At 60.5% G+C, this 15,220-nt stretch carries 17 protein-coding genes and 2 pseudogenes; 6 read left to right on the top strand and 13 right to left on the bottom strand.

Going from position 1 to position 15,220, the window contains the following annotated elements:
- The first annotated feature begins 158 nt into the window (after positions 1–158).
- Positions 159–374 carry a hypothetical protein gene (locus tag GA830_RS18175; protein ID WP_195165080.1) on the top strand — a complete coding sequence of 72 codons (216 nt, stop codon included), beginning with the start codon at positions 159–161 and terminating at the stop codon, positions 372–374.
- A gap of 389 nt (positions 375–763) precedes the next feature.
- Here the strand turns inward: GA830_RS18175 and GA830_RS20565 are convergent.
- Positions 764–921: pseudogene (locus GA830_RS20565) on the bottom strand (ATP-binding protein); the annotation flags it as partial.
- 107 nt (positions 922–1,028) lie between these two features.
- On the opposite strand from GA830_RS20565, the gene GA830_RS18170 reads away from it, so the two are divergent.
- Positions 1,029–2,360 (top strand): DUF2254 domain-containing protein, encoded by a 1,332-nt coding sequence (locus tag GA830_RS18170; RefSeq protein WP_308460482.1) that lies wholly within the window; start codon positions 1,029–1,031, stop codon positions 2,358–2,360.
- 21 nt (positions 2,361–2,381) lie between these two features.
- Here the strand turns inward: GA830_RS18170 and GA830_RS18165 are convergent, their stop codons facing one another.
- From GA830_RS18165 to GA830_RS18155, 3 genes are all read right to left on the bottom strand, one after another.
- Complete coding sequence (locus GA830_RS18165) at positions 2,382–2,780, bottom strand: host attachment family protein (protein ID WP_195165078.1); 399 nt, start codon at positions 2,778–2,780, stop codon at positions 2,382–2,384.
- A 197-nt stretch (positions 2,781–2,977) separates the two neighbouring features.
- Positions 2,978–3,427 carry a DUF305 domain-containing protein gene (locus GA830_RS18160; RefSeq protein WP_195165077.1) on the bottom strand — a complete coding sequence of 150 codons (450 nt, stop codon included), beginning with the start codon at positions 3,425–3,427 and terminating at the stop codon, positions 2,978–2,980.
- Positions 3,428–3,578: 151 nt separating this feature from the next.
- On the bottom strand, positions 3,579–3,899 hold the full coding sequence (locus GA830_RS18155; RefSeq protein ID WP_258045712.1) for a hypothetical protein: 321 nt from the start codon (positions 3,897–3,899) through the stop codon (positions 3,579–3,581).
- A gap of 427 nt (positions 3,900–4,326) precedes the next feature.
- Here GA830_RS18155 and GA830_RS18150 point away from each other — a divergent pair, with 427 nt between their 5' ends.
- The gene (locus GA830_RS18150; RefSeq protein ID WP_195165075.1) at positions 4,327–4,779 is read left to right on the top strand and encodes a hypothetical protein; all 453 of its coding nucleotides are present in this window, start codon (positions 4,327–4,329) and stop codon (positions 4,777–4,779) included.
- A 24-nt stretch (positions 4,780–4,803) separates the two neighbouring features.
- A pseudogene (locus GA830_RS18145) lies at positions 4,804–5,450 on the top strand (IS6 family transposase).
- A 5-nt stretch (positions 5,451–5,455) separates the two neighbouring features.
- Here the strand turns inward: GA830_RS18145 and GA830_RS18140 are convergent.
- The 6 genes from GA830_RS18140 to GA830_RS18115 all read right to left on the bottom strand — a co-directional run bounded on the left by GA830_RS18140 (position 5,456) and on the right by GA830_RS18115 (position 10,587).
- The gene (locus GA830_RS18140) at positions 5,456–5,689 is read right to left on the bottom strand and encodes a hypothetical protein (RefSeq protein ID WP_195165074.1); all 234 of its coding nucleotides are present in this window, start codon (positions 5,687–5,689) and stop codon (positions 5,456–5,458) included.
- Between the two features lie 153 nt (positions 5,690–5,842).
- Positions 5,843–7,063, bottom strand: a complete 1,221-nt coding sequence (locus tag GA830_RS18135) for a bifunctional alpha/beta hydrolase/OsmC family protein (protein ID WP_195165073.1) — start codon at positions 7,061–7,063, stop codon at positions 5,843–5,845.
- Between the two features lie 63 nt (positions 7,064–7,126).
- A complete protein-coding gene (locus tag GA830_RS18130) occupies positions 7,127–7,558 on the bottom strand; it encodes a DUF6789 family protein (protein WP_195165072.1) in 432 nt (143 codons plus the stop codon).
- Positions 7,559–7,653: 95 nt separating this feature from the next.
- The gene (locus tag GA830_RS18125) at positions 7,654–8,415 is read right to left on the bottom strand and encodes a flavodoxin family protein (protein ID WP_195165071.1); all 762 of its coding nucleotides are present in this window, start codon (positions 8,413–8,415) and stop codon (positions 7,654–7,656) included.
- Positions 8,416–8,941: 526 nt separating this feature from the next.
- The gene (gene scpB / locus GA830_RS18120; protein WP_195165070.1) at positions 8,942–9,628 is read right to left on the bottom strand and encodes an SMC-Scp complex subunit ScpB; all 687 of its coding nucleotides are present in this window, start codon (positions 9,626–9,628) and stop codon (positions 8,942–8,944) included.
- A gap of 2 nt (positions 9,629–9,630) precedes the next feature.
- Positions 9,631–10,587, bottom strand: coding sequence for a DUF1403 family protein (locus GA830_RS18115; protein WP_195165069.1), 957 nt, complete (start codon positions 10,585–10,587; stop codon positions 9,631–9,633).
- A gap of 125 nt (positions 10,588–10,712) precedes the next feature.
- Between GA830_RS18115 and GA830_RS18110 the strand changes: the two genes are divergently transcribed.
- Entirely contained in the window at positions 10,713–11,951 is a 1,239-nt protein-coding gene (locus GA830_RS18110; RefSeq protein WP_195165068.1) for a site-specific integrase, read from the top strand.
- A gap of 27 nt (positions 11,952–11,978) precedes the next feature.
- Here the strand turns inward: GA830_RS18110 and GA830_RS18105 are convergent, their stop codons facing one another.
- Both GA830_RS18105 and GA830_RS18100 read right to left on the bottom strand, forming a co-directional pair.
- Complete coding sequence (locus tag GA830_RS18105; protein ID WP_195165067.1) at positions 11,979–12,413, bottom strand: type II toxin-antitoxin system VapC family toxin; 435 nt, start codon at positions 12,411–12,413, stop codon at positions 11,979–11,981.
- Positions 12,413–12,655, bottom strand: a complete 243-nt coding sequence (locus GA830_RS18100; protein WP_195165066.1) for a type II toxin-antitoxin system Phd/YefM family antitoxin — start codon at positions 12,653–12,655, stop codon at positions 12,413–12,415. Before GA830_RS18100 ends, GA830_RS18105 begins: the two co-directional genes overlap by 1 nt.
- Before the next feature lie 154 nt (positions 12,656–12,809).
- On the opposite strand from GA830_RS18100, the gene GA830_RS18095 reads away from it, so the two are divergent.
- Positions 12,810–13,742, top strand: coding sequence for a recombinase family protein (locus GA830_RS18095; RefSeq protein WP_195165065.1), 933 nt, complete (start codon positions 12,810–12,812; stop codon positions 13,740–13,742).
- A gap of 14 nt (positions 13,743–13,756) precedes the next feature.
- Here GA830_RS18095 and repC read toward each other — a convergent pair whose 3' ends face one another.
- Entirely contained in the window at positions 13,757–15,085 is a 1,329-nt protein-coding gene (gene repC / locus GA830_RS18090; RefSeq protein ID WP_195165064.1) for a plasmid replication protein RepC, read from the bottom strand.
- Positions 15,086–15,220 lie beyond the last annotated feature (135 nt).

Here is a 15,220-nt window from a genome sequence, read left to right as displayed (position 1 = left end):
GCCGCCTGAGGTGCGACCATATGTCGATGATCCCGCCCGCTTCACCTTTCGAAAAGGCGGAAGGCAGGCAGTGTCTTAGTTTGAAATTTTGGGGTTTCGACGCAGGTGTCGCGTCCCGCCGGCGGTTCCTATATGTTGATGGCAGGAGGATAGAATCGATGGCATACGACGATCAGATCACGAAACGCCTCGCGGCGATTCATAGCCGCCTGGATCAGATAGCGAAGGAAGAGGCGCATCCAAATTTGCTAGGTGGCGAAGCATCGCGCCGCGTATATGATACCCAAAGAGACCTTCTAATCGCTGAGACAGAAGAACTCCTGGATCGATGGGAGAGGTTGCGTGATGCCCACCAGACTCCAGAGGCAAACTGAGTCACTACCATAAAGTGGGTCGGCTTGGCGTGCAGCGCGCAACCAGTCTGGCGAGCGCCACTTCTCGGGCGGCATCAACAAGGCAGGTGGCGTCAACATGCGCGCGTTGCGCAATTGCCGCAACAGTGCTGATGCACAGCGGGGAGCGCCTGTCGAGGCTGAGAAGATGGGCTGTGCAGATCGCCCGCCGCCGGGGAGCAAGCGTGCCCATTGCGCAAGTCGCAGGCCTCGCATCACGGAGGACGAGGGCGGTGGTCATGCGGTGTCAAGGGCGGAGCAGTTCCAGGCCAGCGCGGCGGAGTAAAAGCATGCCATTGGCGTTAGAGTGCCCGACACAGCAAAGGGGCCGAATCGGGCGTCTTTGCTGTGTCGGGGGCCAAGCTCGAGGATTAGGGTTTGCTGATCTCGCCAGTGTCTCCGTCGACGATGTCCGTGGTGGTCTGGTTTTGCTCCGCCCCGTCCGCCGAGGCGGCTCCGCGACGGCCGGCGGGTTGCTTGAGCCGGTAGGTGTCGCCATTCATCATTAGGATATGGCATGGTGGGTCAGCGCTCGTGGAGCGAGGTTCGGGGCAGGCCTGAAGTGCTGCGAGTCGGCATCGGCGGCCGGGGACCGGTGGCGTCGGTAGAGTGCCGACATAGCAACAGGAGGCGAAGATCCGGTTCCCCTTCTCCATCACATGGCTTTCCAACCTCTGGGACCGCCTCCGCACAAGCTTCTGGTTTCTGCCGTCGTCGATGGCTCTACTCGCCATCGCTCTTTCGTTCATCCTCGTTCAGGTCGACACTTGGCTCGGCGTGAAGGTCGTCCGCGAACTTGGCTGGAGCTACGCCTTTGGGCCAGAGGGAGCACGGGCGATCCTCTCCGCGATCGCGAGCTCTATGATCACGGTCGCCGGCCTCACCTTCTCCATCACCATGCTGACGCTCCAGCTCGCGTCATCGCAGTTCGGGCCGCGTCTGTTGCGCAATTTCATGCGCGACCGCGGTAATCAGATCGTGCTCGGCACGTTCATTTCGACTTTCGTCTATTGCCTGCTCGTCCTGCGAACGGTACGCGGCACAGAGGACGCGAGCTTCGTTCCGCATATCTCTGTAGCGTTCGGCGTTCTCCTCGCCCTGGCCAGCATCGCCGTGCTGATCTACTTCATCCACCACGTCGCCACCGCGATCCGAATCGAGAATCTGCTCGCGCAACTTGCGGCAGAGACGCACGCCACAATCGACCGCATCTACCCGGAGCGGACTGGCCACGAACCGCCGCCGGTCGGGAGGCCGGTCGAGCAGCTGATCCCGAGCGGCTTCGATCGCGACTCCCGAGCGGTTCGCGCCGCAGCCAGCGGCTATGTCCAGCGTGTAGACGTGGACGCGCTGATGGGGCACGCAACCGACCATGATCTCATAGTGCGTATCGACGCCGGGCCGGGCCGCTTTGTAACGGAGCGTGATACCATCCTCACCGCGCATCCTTCCGACCGCGTTTCCGACGACGTCGCCGACCGCCTGCGCAGCACGCTCGTCGTCGGTCTGGAACGCACCCCGGATCAGGATTTGGAGTTCTCGATCCGGCGTATCGTCGAGATCGCGCAGCGTGCCTTGTCGCCCGGCATCAACGACCCGACGACTGCGCTATATTGCATCGACCGTCTCGGCGAGGCGCTTGGCCGGCTTGCCGAACGTGACATCCCTTCGGGCGTGCGGTTCGACGACGATCACCGACTGCGCATCCTGACCAAGGTCACCTCTCTCGAATCGCTGGCCTGCCCGGCATATGCCGCGATCGCCCGCTACGGCTTGGCAGACGCGGATGTCGTCGCGCTTCTTCTGACGTCCATGGCAGCGCTGAGCCGGGCGGCACAACCGGCGACGCGCAGGGCCATCGCCGATCTGAGCGAGGAGATCCACCGCGAGAGTCGGAAGAAGGCGTCACTCGATTTCGACAGACATAAGATTCAAGCGAAATCGGAGATTGGCAGCGGAACGTCTTGACGCGCCAGCCGGCGGCGGCCGCTACCTGAGCGCGTCGGCGATTTCAGCGATGGAGTGGTTCGTGAGCTCCTTGGCGAGGGTCAGCACGATGCTGGCTTCCAGTTCCTTGTGCATCGCGTCGCGGAACTGGCCGAGCGTCTGCGGATCAGCCACCAAGACGAGATCCTTGAAATCTCCGCTCTGCTTCATCTTGTAGAGCGCCTCCGCCAGTTGTTTGGCAAAGGTAGCCTCGTCTGTCTGGCGCGGCGTCTGCTCCGGGGGACGTGAGCCGGAAGGCCCCTCGTCACGCAAATTCTTGGGCGAAAGCCGCCGCTCCTCGCGCAGCGACACGTCCCCTGCTGGCCCTTCGTTGCGGAGGAGGATGGCTCCATGGCCGTCAGCCACGACGACAAGCGCGTGATGGGGAACGGATTTCGGCATACCGTCGTCTCCTATTTTTGTGGTCATGGATGCCGGATTCACCAGCAGGGTAGAACTCATTGGCCTGTGGACTCACCTCAGTCCTGCCGGTCACCGATCACCTTGACGTCTCACCTTGGCATTAGACTCCGAACCGTTCCGCTCAAGGGTAACATGGCCGATCCGCGATCTCAGGTTTGGCGCACGGGAGGCGATTCTTAGTTCCTGTCGCCAAGATCCTGAATGAGCGCCTTCATTTCATCGATTTCCCGGCGCTGTGCGCCGACGATCTCATCCGCGAGCTTCCTGACGCGCGGGTCGGACATATTGGCTCGCTCGCTGGTGAGAATGGCAATCGAATGATGCGGAATCATAGCTCTCATGTACGAAACATCGGAAACGGTCTCTTGGCTCCGGACGAGCCACAGCGAAACAGCAAAAGCGGCAGCGGCTCCGACGAAGATGGCAAAGTTGGCGCCTTTGTTTGAATACATTTTCAGCATGAATGCCAGCATGATTGCCGACATGGTCGCGCCCATGAGCAAAGCCATCCATGCACGAGTTTGACTAAAGAACACGTGGTCGAGCGCATAAGTATTAATATACATAAGCACGAACATCACAATGGTCGATGTGAAAATCATCGCTCCAAAGCGCGCATAGCTCATTCTGATCTCCCTTCTTTCTGCGGCGGCGACTGCCCGGGCGGGTCCTCCACACTGATGTTTCCTGATACTCCGCGCCGTCATGTCGGGTGAGACTCGCAGCAGTGCGCTATCTCGGCAGCCGTTGCCCTTTACCATCCTCCTTTGCGTCAGTTCACAACCCCAAGCCTCGACCCGCATGAGTCTTTCCCGTTGACCCTCCCAGATCAAAGCCAGGTCGGTCTACCTGCTGCGAAGGGTCGGTCGAGTCTGATTCATCAGCTTCAGTCGCCGGCATACCGTTCTCCTCTGTCGCATCTGTTTCGTCGTTTCCCAAAGATTCTTCGCTCTTTGGGCGCCTATTTGTCGGAATATCTTTATATTCATCGATCTGAAGGCCGGTACCATCCATGCTTTGCCCAGGTTGACGTTGAGCCTTGTCCCGGTTGCTGAGGATGTCGTTCTTTCTGACTTTATCGTCGTCGAGTTCATCCATTGCGCCAGTTCCGCTCTTTTGTCCTGCCGACATTGACTTCCTCCAATTCAATCGTGGGACTTGGTGACCACTCAACCCCTGAAATCGCGAAACGTTGCCATAGCTATGGGTATCATTTGGGATCAGGCTTCGACGCTTGCATACGGCAGGCCGTGCGTGAGGCCGGAACCATTCTCATCACGGGCGGTTAGCGTTAGACCTCCCGTCCGCTGGCGTAAAAATCATCTGTAGCAGTACGCCGAAACGAAACAGGTGATCCATGAGACCTCGAATTCTCACCCTCGCTTCTGCTGCCTCTTTGTGCGTCATTTGCGGCGCGTCAGTTGCACAGACAACAAAGCCAGAAACAAACCCTTGCGCCGCAAATCCGGCGGCGTCTCCCGACGACAAATCGCTTAGCGAACAGCTGAACGACTGCAACGGGGTCTTGGCTCCGCCGAAAGTTGGTGATGGGGAGATCGTCGAACCGGCTCCCCCAGGCGGCACGATCATCGTCATACCTCCCTCAGACGTTCCGCAACAGCAAAGCGGACGCGGCCGTTCGGACGCGCCTGCGTCGTCCCAGATAGAGAATTCTGCCTACGATATTGCCGACCTTGTCGAAGCAATCTCGCGTTCCGCGCAGACGGCCAAGGACCTTGAGACTGTCGAACCCAAACACGTCGACGTTCGCGACATTTCCATCTTGCTTGGCGGCTCAAATTCGGCGGTACTCAACACGTCAATGGCCGAAAACGCAGCAGCCATTGATAAGCTTCGGAAATCGATAACCGGCAATGATGCGCTTGCCTCTGCCGTGCTCAGCAATGGCCTGACGATCGTTGGCATCGTCGCCGCCATGATCGACGACCAAAAGAAGGTGACGCTCTTCGGACGCTGAAAGTGCTTGCCATGAACCTTGATCTTGAGGGCTTTCGGCCATTGTCGAGGCACACCGTTTCGTTGTTTCAAGACGAGCCCCGAGGATCATCCGCCTGGTCGTGATGCTGTATATCCATTTTCACTTTCGCTTCGGAACGGGGAGGACCTGCTGCACGAGCGGGGCATCGACATCTGCCACAAGACGGTTTGGTTCTGGTGGCACCGGTTCGGGCCAATGTTTGTCGCGGAGATCCGAAAGCGGCGGGAGGGGGATGCGATCAAGCACGTGGCGGTGGCAGTTGGACGAGGTTTTCGTGAAGATCAACGGCCAGCGGCACTACCTCTGGCGGGCTGTCGATCACGGAGGCGAAGTTCTCGAGAGCTTCGTGACGAAGCCGCGGGACAGAAACCTGCATTGAAACTCCTGAAGAAAACCAAGAAGCGGCATGGCCCCGCTGATGAGATCGTGACGGATCGTCTGCGATCGTATGGGGCGGCGCTGCGTGAACTCCGCATCGGAGAGCGGAGAATTCGCACCAACCATTCCGAATACGGGAGCGGGGGATGCGAACGTTACAAATGTTCGCATCCGTTCATCCCTCGGTCTTCTTGCTGATTCCGAGGGATGTCGCCCCCTGGTTCCGAGATGATGCCGCCCCCTATTTCGGGGCGGTGGGCAGGGTCTGTTGATGCGTTCAGGTTCGCTTCTTTGGCTTGTCCGGAGGAGGAACCAGATGCCGGCGGAGAGAGTGACCATGCGGCGTGTCGGCGAGATTTTGCGACACCGATTTGAAGACAACAAAGCCATGTTCGTCACGCAGCACCTCGAATATCCCCTTCATGGTGTGGCGCTGCTTCCTCGGCTGTTCGCCGTCTTCCTTCATGATCTGATCGATGACGGCGATGAACGGATCGAGCTTTGGACGCACCCTCCGTCTTGCTGCACCGATATAGCCGCCGCCTGGTTTGTCGCATGCTGCGGGGTCCGGCTGCCGCCGCGGGCGACGGCGGTTTTGCCCTGCTCTGCTAGGCCTCGTCACCGTCCAGCCTATAGTGCAAGGAATAGGAATTGTCGGCGCAATCTATTCTTCCAGTGTCGTTTCCACTGCACTCGTCTCGACAAGCGTACGGTGCACCGGACATTTGTCGGCAATACGCAACAAGGCGGCCTTCTGGTCATCGGAAAGGTCGCCTTGCAGCCGGACGGTCCGTCTGAACCTATCGATCTTGCGCGTGCTCTTGTCGCAGTCCTCGCAATCTTTCCGGTGGTCTCGGTCGTGCCTAACGTCGATCGCCACATGGGTCAGCTGGATGGCTTTGCGACGTGCATAGAGTCGGATGGTCATCGCAGTGCAGGCGCCAAGACCCGCGGACAGGAACTCATAGGGGGTCGGTCCGGTATCCATGCCCCCAACTTCCACTGGTTCATCCGCGAGCAATTGGTGGCGCCCACCAATGAAAATGTCTTGCCTGAACCCAGCCAGGTCATGTTCGCTGACGCGCACGACGCCGGTGGGAACTGACGAGGCATCTGCAGCCTTGGCATCGCCAGTATATCGAGAAGACCACGTCGCGATAATGTCTGCTGCGTAAGTCGCGTCCGCCTCGTCTGTGATCAGGTGATCGGCGTCGTCCAGCGTGACGAAGCTCTTGGGGTGCCGGGCCGCCAGGAAAATCTCGCTGGCGTTTTCGATCCCGACGGTGGCGTCGCGCGGCGCGTGCAGCACCAGCAGAGCCGCGCCAAGATGCGCCAGCGACGATTGCAGGCTGGCGGTGGAGATGTCGTCAAGAAAGTCTTTGCGGATCATGAAATCGCGACCAGCCAGAGTGACCGTGGCAATGCCGTTTTCCTTGATCTCATCAAGTTTGGCGCCGAAATTGTTCGAGACATGCGCCGGTTCGAAGGGGGCGCCTATGGTGACGACAGCGCGCAACCCTTTGATGTCGGGCGCAACCTTGATGACCGCGGCCCCGCCCAGCGAATGGCCGATCAGCAACTTTGGAGGCATTTCGCGGTTCGCCAGATAGTCCGCCGCACACCTGAGATCGGCGACATTCGAGGTGAAATGTGTGTTGGCAAACTCGCCTTCTGAATGACCCAGCCCGGTGAAGTCGAACCGGAGGACCGCGATGCCTTGCATCGCCAGCCGCGCAGCGATGCGGCGCGCGGCTGGGATATCTTTGGAGCAGGTGAAACAGTGCGCGAAAATCGCGCTGGCACGGACGGGGCCGTCAGGTAGATCGAGCCGCGCCGCGAGAGTGTCACCGGAATGGCCCTGGAATGTGATGCGTTCGGTTTGCATGGCGCCCTCCGGTTTGCGATCACCCGGTTGCGGAGAACGAAGTCTGTCGCAACCGGGATTGGTTCAGCTGAGTATGGCACGTGCGCGTGCCACGTAGACACCACCGAGAACTGCGCCAAAAACGAGATGGAGCACAAGTGTCATCACAGGGGCCATGATACCGAGCGACATCCCGAACAGTCTCGCATCTGCCATCGGCATGATCAGGATCATCATGAGCAGCCAGGCGACGATACCGAAGACGATGCCTTTCTTTACAGCGCTGGCACTGGGGATCTTATCGTAGAGGATCGCGAAGCCCCCGCCCCAAAAGATGGTTCCAATCACAAAATGCACGATCCAGCCCGCGGCGAGCGGCGCGCGCATCATGTCACTCAGCATGGCGATGACATCGAGCTCAGGCATGATGCCCATCATCGACTTGCCGACCATCAGGACGGACAACACGGCGGTAGCGACAAATTCGGCCAGGAGACCTGAAGTAAGGTGGGTCATGGCTTCTAACCTTTTCCATAACCTTTTCCTTGACAGGCATCCTTGCCCGAATGCGTTTCTTTCCAACGAGGCGAAGGGACCGGCACGTGTCTGGCTTACGACCGGTAGTCGGGGTTTTCGAAGCCAAAGTGGCACCCGGCTTTCCAGGCGTTGCGGTCATTGCCATGATTGTCGTAGCCGCCCGATGCCTTCAGCATGCGCGCCAAATGCATCAGGTTCCACGTCATGATCGTCGTATTGCGTTGGGTGAAGTCATTGTCGAAGCCGGCGCGGGTGCCGTCGTCACTCTCGTCGCCGTAGGATGGGCCCGGCCCGGCCTCCCCGATCCAGCCGCAATCGGCCTGAGGCGGGATGGTGTAGCCGAGATGCGACAGGGCGTAGCTGATGGTCATGGCGGCGTGCTTGATCCCGTCCTCATTGCCGGTGACGACGCTGCCCGCGACCTTGCCGTAATAGATTGATTGCCCCTTGTCGTTGAGCAGTCCCGACATGCCGTAGAGGCGCTCGATAAGCACCCGGCAGACCGAGCTTTCCTCGCCGAGCCAAATCGGCGTACCGATGACGAGAATGTCTGCGGCCCTGACCTTGTCCCACAGCTTTGGCCAGTCGTCGCGGTCCCAGCCATGCTCCTGCATGTCGGGCTGCACGCCGGGCGGAATGATGTGATCGAGCATATGGATGTGTTCGACCAAGACACCGGCGCGTTGCATCATGTCGCCGGCCACGCCCAACAGCAGCCGTGTGTGACTGTCGCCCGACGATCTCTTGAGCGAGGTATTGATAAACAGGGCCGAGAGACCTGAAAAGTCAATCGTACTCGCGGCGCAGACCCGTGCTTGTTGGGGACTCAGGGGCATGATGATTCCTTCATCGAATGACGCTACGGTTCTGCCGAGCATTTCGAGCGGTCCCTCACTCAGCGGCTGCAGCGACGCATGATGTCGAATGACAGGGCAAGTGAGGCAAGCACGACTCGGGTCACTCGCCAATACCGGCGGATCGATGCGAGCTGAAAATGCAGCCGGATCGCCGCTTGCCTTGAGTTCTTACACACCGGAGGCCCTTGGGCCAGCCTGTGCCGGTAGATCTGTTGTGAAGCTTAAGAACACGACTCCCACATCCGACGCGGTCACGCTATGATTGCTGCGCTTTGCACCGGCCATGACGACAACCACCGGTTTCCGTCAATGTTGAGACAGAATGCAAGTTCGCCAAGTTCGATAATTGCGTAAAGCTCGCGAGTGCTGCAGGCAACAGCGATTGATCATATAAAATTCCGCACGCGCGAAGCCGTCCTGCCCTCATCTTGCGTAGTCTGAGTTCGCCAATGAGGCCAAGAGCGCCCTGCCGGCAGCAATAACTGCTGGGCTTTGAGTTAGATCGTCAGGCGATGTCGCAATCGTCTACGTCTCCCCCGCCAGCCAATCCAAAGGGGATATCCCCTGCCAGCATTTTGTCCTTCGACAACAACCCGGCATCCTCGAGCGCCTCGAAATCCGGCAAATCGCGCAGCGTGTCGAAGCCAAAGTGGGATAAAAACGCCTTCGTCGTCACATAGGTATAGGGCGCTCCCGGCTGCGGTGAGCGTGGCCCGGACGCAATAAGATCCTGCGAGCGGAGAACCCCGATCAGGTCGCGCGACACCTCCTTGCCGAAGAACGAAGAGAGTTCGCTGCGCGTGATTGGCTGGAAATAGGCGATGCACATCAACACCAATCCTTCCGATTGCGACAGTGCCCGTAAGCTCTCTGCCTGGCCTGAGGCGGTGCGGATGACGTCACCAAACGCCTTTTTGGTCCGGTGCTGCCAGCCGCCGGCGACCGAGACCAGCTCGTAGGGCCGGCCGGCGAGCTCGGCGCGGATGTCGTCGATGATCAGCTCGATGTTGCAGGTCTTGCCGACGACGCGCGCCAGAGTCTCACGAGTCGCGGGCGCGCTGGCGGCAAAGATCACCGCTTCGACCCGGCCCATCCATTCACGCCAGCGCAGTTCCGGCGGCAGGTGCTCGAGCTCGGTGTCGAGCAGCGCCGGCTGGCCAATTGGCCCTTTGCGTGCGGCAGATCCGGCCATGGTTACAGCCCAAACAGCCGGAAGGAGTCGCGACCGGACAGCTCCCGTACTGCCTCGAATGTTTGCAGCCGCTCGAACAGACGCCGCGCCCCGAACCGCGACAGGGTTTTGGTGGTCAGCGAGCCGGGCACAGCATCATCGTCGAGCAGTTTTTTGACCACCTCCCCTGCCCCCTTGGCGCGCAGCTTTGGCACCACCGCCGCAAGCCGCCCGGCGCGCCGCGACAGGTCTGCGGCCAGCCGCAAGGCGTCATCCGCGCCCTGCGCCAGCGCCAGGCACACCGCCCTTTCAAATTCCTTTTGCTCTCCCGGCCGAATCCGCTTGCCCCGATCGTCACTGGTTCGGAAGGCTGGGGAAAATACCTTGGCCATCAACAGCGGCACCGGCCGGAGCCAACGCAGTTTTTGCGCTAGCACCAGATCGGCACACCACCAGGCCAGCAATTCCGCTCCCGGCGACACCGAAACAATACGGCTGGCGACTGCCGCGACGGCAAATGGCGCCGGCCGACCGGAGCGGATCAGATCGTCAACTGCCCCCGGAAGATCGGCAAAACCGTCATCCCAGCGCAGGCCAAGCAGTTCGACCACCTCGGCCACTCTTTCGGCGTCGATTGCCGGCGGGCGCGATGCCAGCTGCCGCCATGCGGCCAGAATTCTGCCGGCGGGACCGGGATCGCCGTCGGCAGGACGCAGATACCAAGCATCGCGCAGCGCGGCCTCGTCCTCGGAGCGGCCGGCGAGGCGCACGGCCGCGGCGGCGCATTTCAGGGCGAGCCGCTGGCGCCAGGCGCCGGCCCATGTCGGCTCGGAGCTAACAGAAAAGTCGAGCGAATTCAGGGCTGCGCCGACAAAGAAAGCGGCATCGGTTTCGTGTTCGACCGGTCCGGCCGGCAACGCCCAGGCTGGCACGCGTGGCGGCGACGGCGAGGCAGCAGGCAATGGCTCGGCACGAATCATGAAATGGATGATAAATCGACCGTGCGCTTTATACCATCATCGCCGCACAAAAACGCACAGCCTGTCGTGGACAAATAACGACTGATAATGTTGCATTATCGTTCGTTTTGTTCTCTATATGAGAAATGACCCGAAACGTTGAGCAAAACCCAAAAAATCACGTCGAGCGACCTTCCGGACCGTCCCACAGCACGGGCGCGGATGACGATGTTTCCGCGCGGCCGTCGGCCGAGCCTGACACGTTTAGAGAAGACGACCTGCCGGATATCATCGACCTCGTCATGGAGATGGGCAAGGCGCCGGACTACCATCTGGTCGATGCCCCCTCCCCCGCGTTGCCGGCGATCGGTTCTCAGCAACGGGTTCCAGCGCATCTGGAAAACCTCGCCGGCCGTGCCCGAGACTATATAGAGGCCGCGAGCTCGGCCAACACCCGCCGGGCCTATGCCGCCGACTGGAAGCATTTTTGCGCTTGGTGCCGCCGGCAAAACCTGGAGGTGTTGCCGCCAGATCCACAGACCGTCGGGCTCTACATCACCGCCTGCGCCTCCGGAAGTGCCGTAGGCACGACGACCAGGGACAAAAAGCCGAACTCGGTGGCGACAATCCAACGCCGCCTTTCCTCCCTGACCTGGAATTATACACAGCGGGGCCAGCCGCTCGACCGCAAGGACCGTCACATCGCCACGGTCATGGCCGGCATTCGCAATAGACATGCCTCGCCTCCCCGCCAGAAGGAAGCGATCCTTCCGGAAGATCTCATTGCCATGCTGGAGACGCTCGACCGCGGCACGCTGCGCGGCCTGCGTGACCGCGCCATGCTTCTGCTCGGCTTTGCCGGCGGGCTGCGCCGTTCCGAAATCGTCGGTCTCGACGTTGGTAGGGATCAGACCGAAGACGGTTGCGGCTGGGTCGAGGTTCTAGAGAAAGGCATTTTGGTCACGCTGCGCGGTAAAACCGGCTGGCGCGAGGTCGAGGTCGGCCGTGGTTCCGCCGACGCCACCTGTCCGGTTGTGGCATTGGAGAGCTGGCTGAAGTTCGCGCGAATAGCCCATGGCCCGCTGTTCCGGCGGGTCTCAGGCCAAGGCAAAGCTGTCGGCGCGGATCGACTTAACGATCAGGAAGTCGCCCGGCTGGTCAAGCGCGCGGCGCTCGCCGCCGGCGTGCGTGGCGATCTGTCGGAGGGCGAACGCGGGAAGCTGTTTGCCGGGCATTCGCTGCGGGCCGGCCTCGCCTCCTCGGCCGAGGTCGACGAACGCTATGTGCAAAAGCAACTTGGCCACGCGTCGGCCGAGATGACCCGCAAATATCAGCGGCGGCGCGACCGCTTTCGGGTCAATCTCACCAAGGCTTCAGGGCTGTAGAGATAAAAAGCCCCCTCCCCTACCCCGTTATAGCTCGGGAAGGGCTGTGAAAGGATCTACTGCTCGAACGCCAAGCGGTTCGAAATGCCTCAGGTTGCGAGTCAGCACTGTTAGGCCATACACGCGAGCCGTCGCCGCGATGGCGATGTCTTCGAAACCCGGCTGATGCGCGCGAGCATCGTCCAGGATATGACCCGCCGCATGCGCACATTTCAAATCGAAAGGAAGGAGCTTCTCCGCGTAGAGATACTCGATGCTTTCCCACCACTCCGTCAGTTGCCGCGCTTTCGTGGTAGCTCGATCCCGTTCTGCCTTGGCGATCCCAGATCTCACCTCGGCAGCCGAAATCACCGATAGGAAAAGCTGAGAACTGGCCTTGTCGAGCCATTCGACCAATTCACTAGAGCCCGGTCGTTTGGCTGGCGCCAACGCGGAAATGACATTTGTATCTACCAGGAACATTAGAGATCGACAGCACGGCTTGGCTTGTCTCCACGCGCCGGAATATCGCCTTCGTCACCTGGAAATGACGCCAGCAGCCGTCCAAAACTTGGAACGTGGGACAGCTTTTGGTATTCGTTGAACGAAAGCACGACTGCTTCTTTTCTACCGTGTCGGGTGATAATCGCCGGATTACCGCTAATTGCCTGATCGACGACAGCAGATAGCGTCGCCTTGGCGTCCTTGAGCTGGATCTCTCTCATTCGCGCACTTCCCATAATGACTATAGTGGTCATATAGCAAGATAGGGTCGCGCTAACAAGTGGTCGGATGGCAAGTGACGCCTACATCCGATCGGTTATCCTTATCCTCTGTGTTTGGAAAACCGCTCTCAATGGGCTCTCTTAGGCGATCCAGATGGCCGCTGACACCAAAAATCAAGCTTCCCGTCGACCACAGGGCCGGCTGATCGGCTATGCGCGCGTCTCAACGGACGAGCAAGCGACCCAGGCGCAGGAAATGGAACTGCGCACGGCTGGCTGTGACGTCATCGTCCAGGAACACGGATCTGGCGCATCGCGTGCGCGCCCTGCTTTGTCGAAACTCCTACGCGAGATTGGCGCCGGCGACACGCTGGTCGTCGTGCGGCTAGATCGTCTGGCCCGTTCCGTCAGCCACCTGCTTGAGGTCATCGATGACCTGACCTTAAAGAACGCCCACTTCCGGTCTCTGCGGGACCCGATTGACACCACGACACCGCAGGGAATGTTCTCCCTGCAGGTCCTCGGCGCCGTGGCACAGCTCGAACGCGCGCTAATCTCGGAACGCACCAAGGCTGGAATCCGAGCGGCGAAGGCCAAGGGCAAGCTTCCCGGCAATCCAGGGGTCCGCGAAGGCCGGCCGGAAGCCTTGGCGAAGATGACGGCGGCTCAGAAGGCGGCCTATGGCACGCGCGTCCAGGCAACAGTCAACCAATGGCTGCCGACGGTGCGGCGCATGCGCCCGGATCACACCTGGGACGACATTGCCCGCGTGCTGAAGCAGCGGGGGCTCAGCTGGACTCCGGAACGCCTCCGCCGGGCTGTCAAATGGCTGATTGCCGAGCACCTGGCCGATCCGGCCCTGCTCAAGAAGTCACCGCCACGCCTACCGGAAGACCGGCTGATGACACTGGTGGCCGGCATTCACGCATCCAACAGCGATCTCACGCTGCGCGAGATCGCTGGCCAACTCGAGCGGCTCCACGAACGGACGCCCAGGGGCGGCTCGAAATGGTCGCCGTCTTCGGTCAAGAACCTGATCGACAGGGCCCGACGCGCCGGGCTGATCGGCGGAGTGGGCGCCGGATAATAAGCCGGACATCGTCACCAGCCTTTTTTCTTCATGCTGTCGCGCAGCGCGCTGCTGATCTCGAGCGAACCGGTGATGGTTCCGGCGTCAGCACCCTGCCCGCTTGACGTACTGGCTGCCGCGGCCTTTTCCATCGCCTCCATCCTAGCGTTGAGTAGCGCCGTAATCATCGGCCACACCGAGAATTTCTGCTGCCGGGCTCGCTCCACCAGGTCGCGCAAATACCCGCCGCGGCTGTGAATATGCTTGGCCCGCTGCAGGATCGCCGCCAACACGATCGCGGCGTTTTGCGGACCCATGGCCTCAGTCGCCTCCTGCCAGGCCGTCGGGCTCACACCCATGCTCGGTCGGGCTCGACCGGCGGCGGCGGCAAGATCCCGCCAGGTCCGAATTTGCCCGCCTTCGGCGTAGGGCACGATGTCCGGGCAGGCGCTCAGCACCATCCCCAACGGCAGATCCCGTCTTGGCAGGCTGCGCAAATTGTCAGTATGCTCGGCGCCGCCGCTCGCTTCATCTCTGTTTCCTAAGCCGTTTTTAATTTCACCGGTAGGATGATTATTTGGGCTTGAATTTTGTATGTGGCGCTCAAAATGAGACTCATTGGCGCTCATATCTTCTGATTTGACAAATAATTCCAACGTCTGATGGACGTCCGCCCAAAGGTCTTCCAATTCGTCGGCAAGCGCGTCGAGAACCTGGCGCGGCGCCGTTCTCGGAAGTCGGGCAATGATCGTCTCGTAGCGGCGCAGAAAGCCGTGCCAGTTGCCCGGCACGTTCTCGTTGATGCCGGCCTCGATCATCTTGACCACGTCGCGCCGACAGATGGTCAGCCGCTCCCTGACCAAGTGAAAAGCCTTACGCTCGGCTGCGGCGGCTTCCGCCAGTTCCCGAAACTCAATGGCTCGCGCCAGGATTGGCGAGAGATCGAAGCCGTAGGCCTGCTCGATCGCGCCGCCCTGCCCTCTCCGAGCGAACCGTTTGCCGTTCGGGCTGTCCCGGCGAATGATCAGGCCGGAGCTCACAAGGTTGGCAAGGTGACGTCTCAGCGTCGCCGGCGACATGCCGTTCGCGCGCCTGATGAGATGCTCGTTTGATGGAAAGACAACAAGGTTGCCCTCCCCCGTCAGTTCCTCGTCGCGATGGAAGGTCAGCAGGGCGTTCAGGATCGCCAAGGCGCGATCTGTCGCCCCGAGAAGTTCCTTTGCTTCGCGGATGTCCCGGAACACCTGCCATTTCGAGACCTTGGCGCCATGTTCGATGTTCCTGGCCGTCACCTGGCTTGAAATCAGGCCAAGCGTCATCGGCCGCCGCCCAAAGGGCGTCGTTGCTACATGCGTCTGCATTGTTTTTCACCTATCGAAAGGCAAAAGAAGTCCGGCCGCCAAAGCGGTGCTGGCCCTACGGGGCCTTGACTGCGATTCGAGGAAGTGCGATTCTCGGGCTACCACACGCCGAGAAGGGCCTTCCGGAATCTGTTT

Origin of the sequence: Mesorhizobium sp. NBSH29 (genome assembly GCF_015500055.1) — a bacterium.
In the GTDB taxonomy this organism is placed as follows: domain Bacteria; phylum Pseudomonadota; class Alphaproteobacteria; order Rhizobiales; family Rhizobiaceae; genus Neomesorhizobium.
Note: the sequence above shows the minus strand (reverse complement) of the source record. Positions and strands in the feature narration are given on the sequence as shown.

Coding starts and splice junctions, on each gene's coding strand:
- GA830_RS18100 (WP_195165066.1), bottom strand. CDS start 12,655: ATGAGAGAGATCCAGCTCAAGGACGCCAAGGCGACGCTATCTGCTGTC.
- GA830_RS18175 (WP_195165080.1), top strand. CDS start 159: ATGGCATACGACGATCAGATCACGAAACGCCTCGCGGCGATTCATAGC.
- GA830_RS18130 (WP_195165072.1), bottom strand. CDS start 7,558: ATGACCCACCTTACTTCAGGTCTCCTGGCCGAATTTGTCGCTACCGCC.
- GA830_RS18115 (WP_195165069.1), bottom strand. CDS start 10,587: ATGATTCGTGCCGAGCCATTGCCTGCTGCCTCGCCGTCGCCGCCACGC.
- GA830_RS18095 (WP_195165065.1), top strand. CDS start 12,810: ATGGCCGCTGACACCAAAAATCAAGCTTCCCGTCGACCACAGGGCCGG.
- GA830_RS18105 (WP_195165067.1), bottom strand. CDS start 12,413: ATGTTCCTGGTAGATACAAATGTCATTTCCGCGTTGGCGCCAGCCAAA.
- GA830_RS18125 (WP_195165071.1), bottom strand. CDS start 8,415: ATGCCCCTGAGTCCCCAACAAGCACGGGTCTGCGCCGCGAGTACGATT.
- GA830_RS18165 (WP_195165078.1), bottom strand. CDS start 2,780: ATGCCGAAATCCGTTCCCCATCACGCGCTTGTCGTCGTGGCTGACGGC.
- GA830_RS18155 (WP_258045712.1), bottom strand. CDS start 3,899: ATGGATGAACTCGACGACGATAAAGTCAGAAAGAACGACATCCTCAGC.
- GA830_RS18110 (WP_195165068.1), top strand. CDS start 10,713: ATGACCCGAAACGTTGAGCAAAACCCAAAAAATCACGTCGAGCGACCT.
- repC (WP_195165064.1), bottom strand. CDS start 15,085: ATGCAGACGCATGTAGCAACGACGCCCTTTGGGCGGCGGCCGATGACG.
- scpB (WP_195165070.1), bottom strand. CDS start 9,628: ATGGCCGGATCTGCCGCACGCAAAGGGCCAATTGGCCAGCCGGCGCTG.
- GA830_RS18160 (WP_195165077.1), bottom strand. CDS start 3,427: ATGAGCTATGCGCGCTTTGGAGCGATGATTTTCACATCGACCATTGTG.
- GA830_RS18135 (WP_195165073.1), bottom strand. CDS start 7,063: ATGCAAACCGAACGCATCACATTCCAGGGCCATTCCGGTGACACTCTC.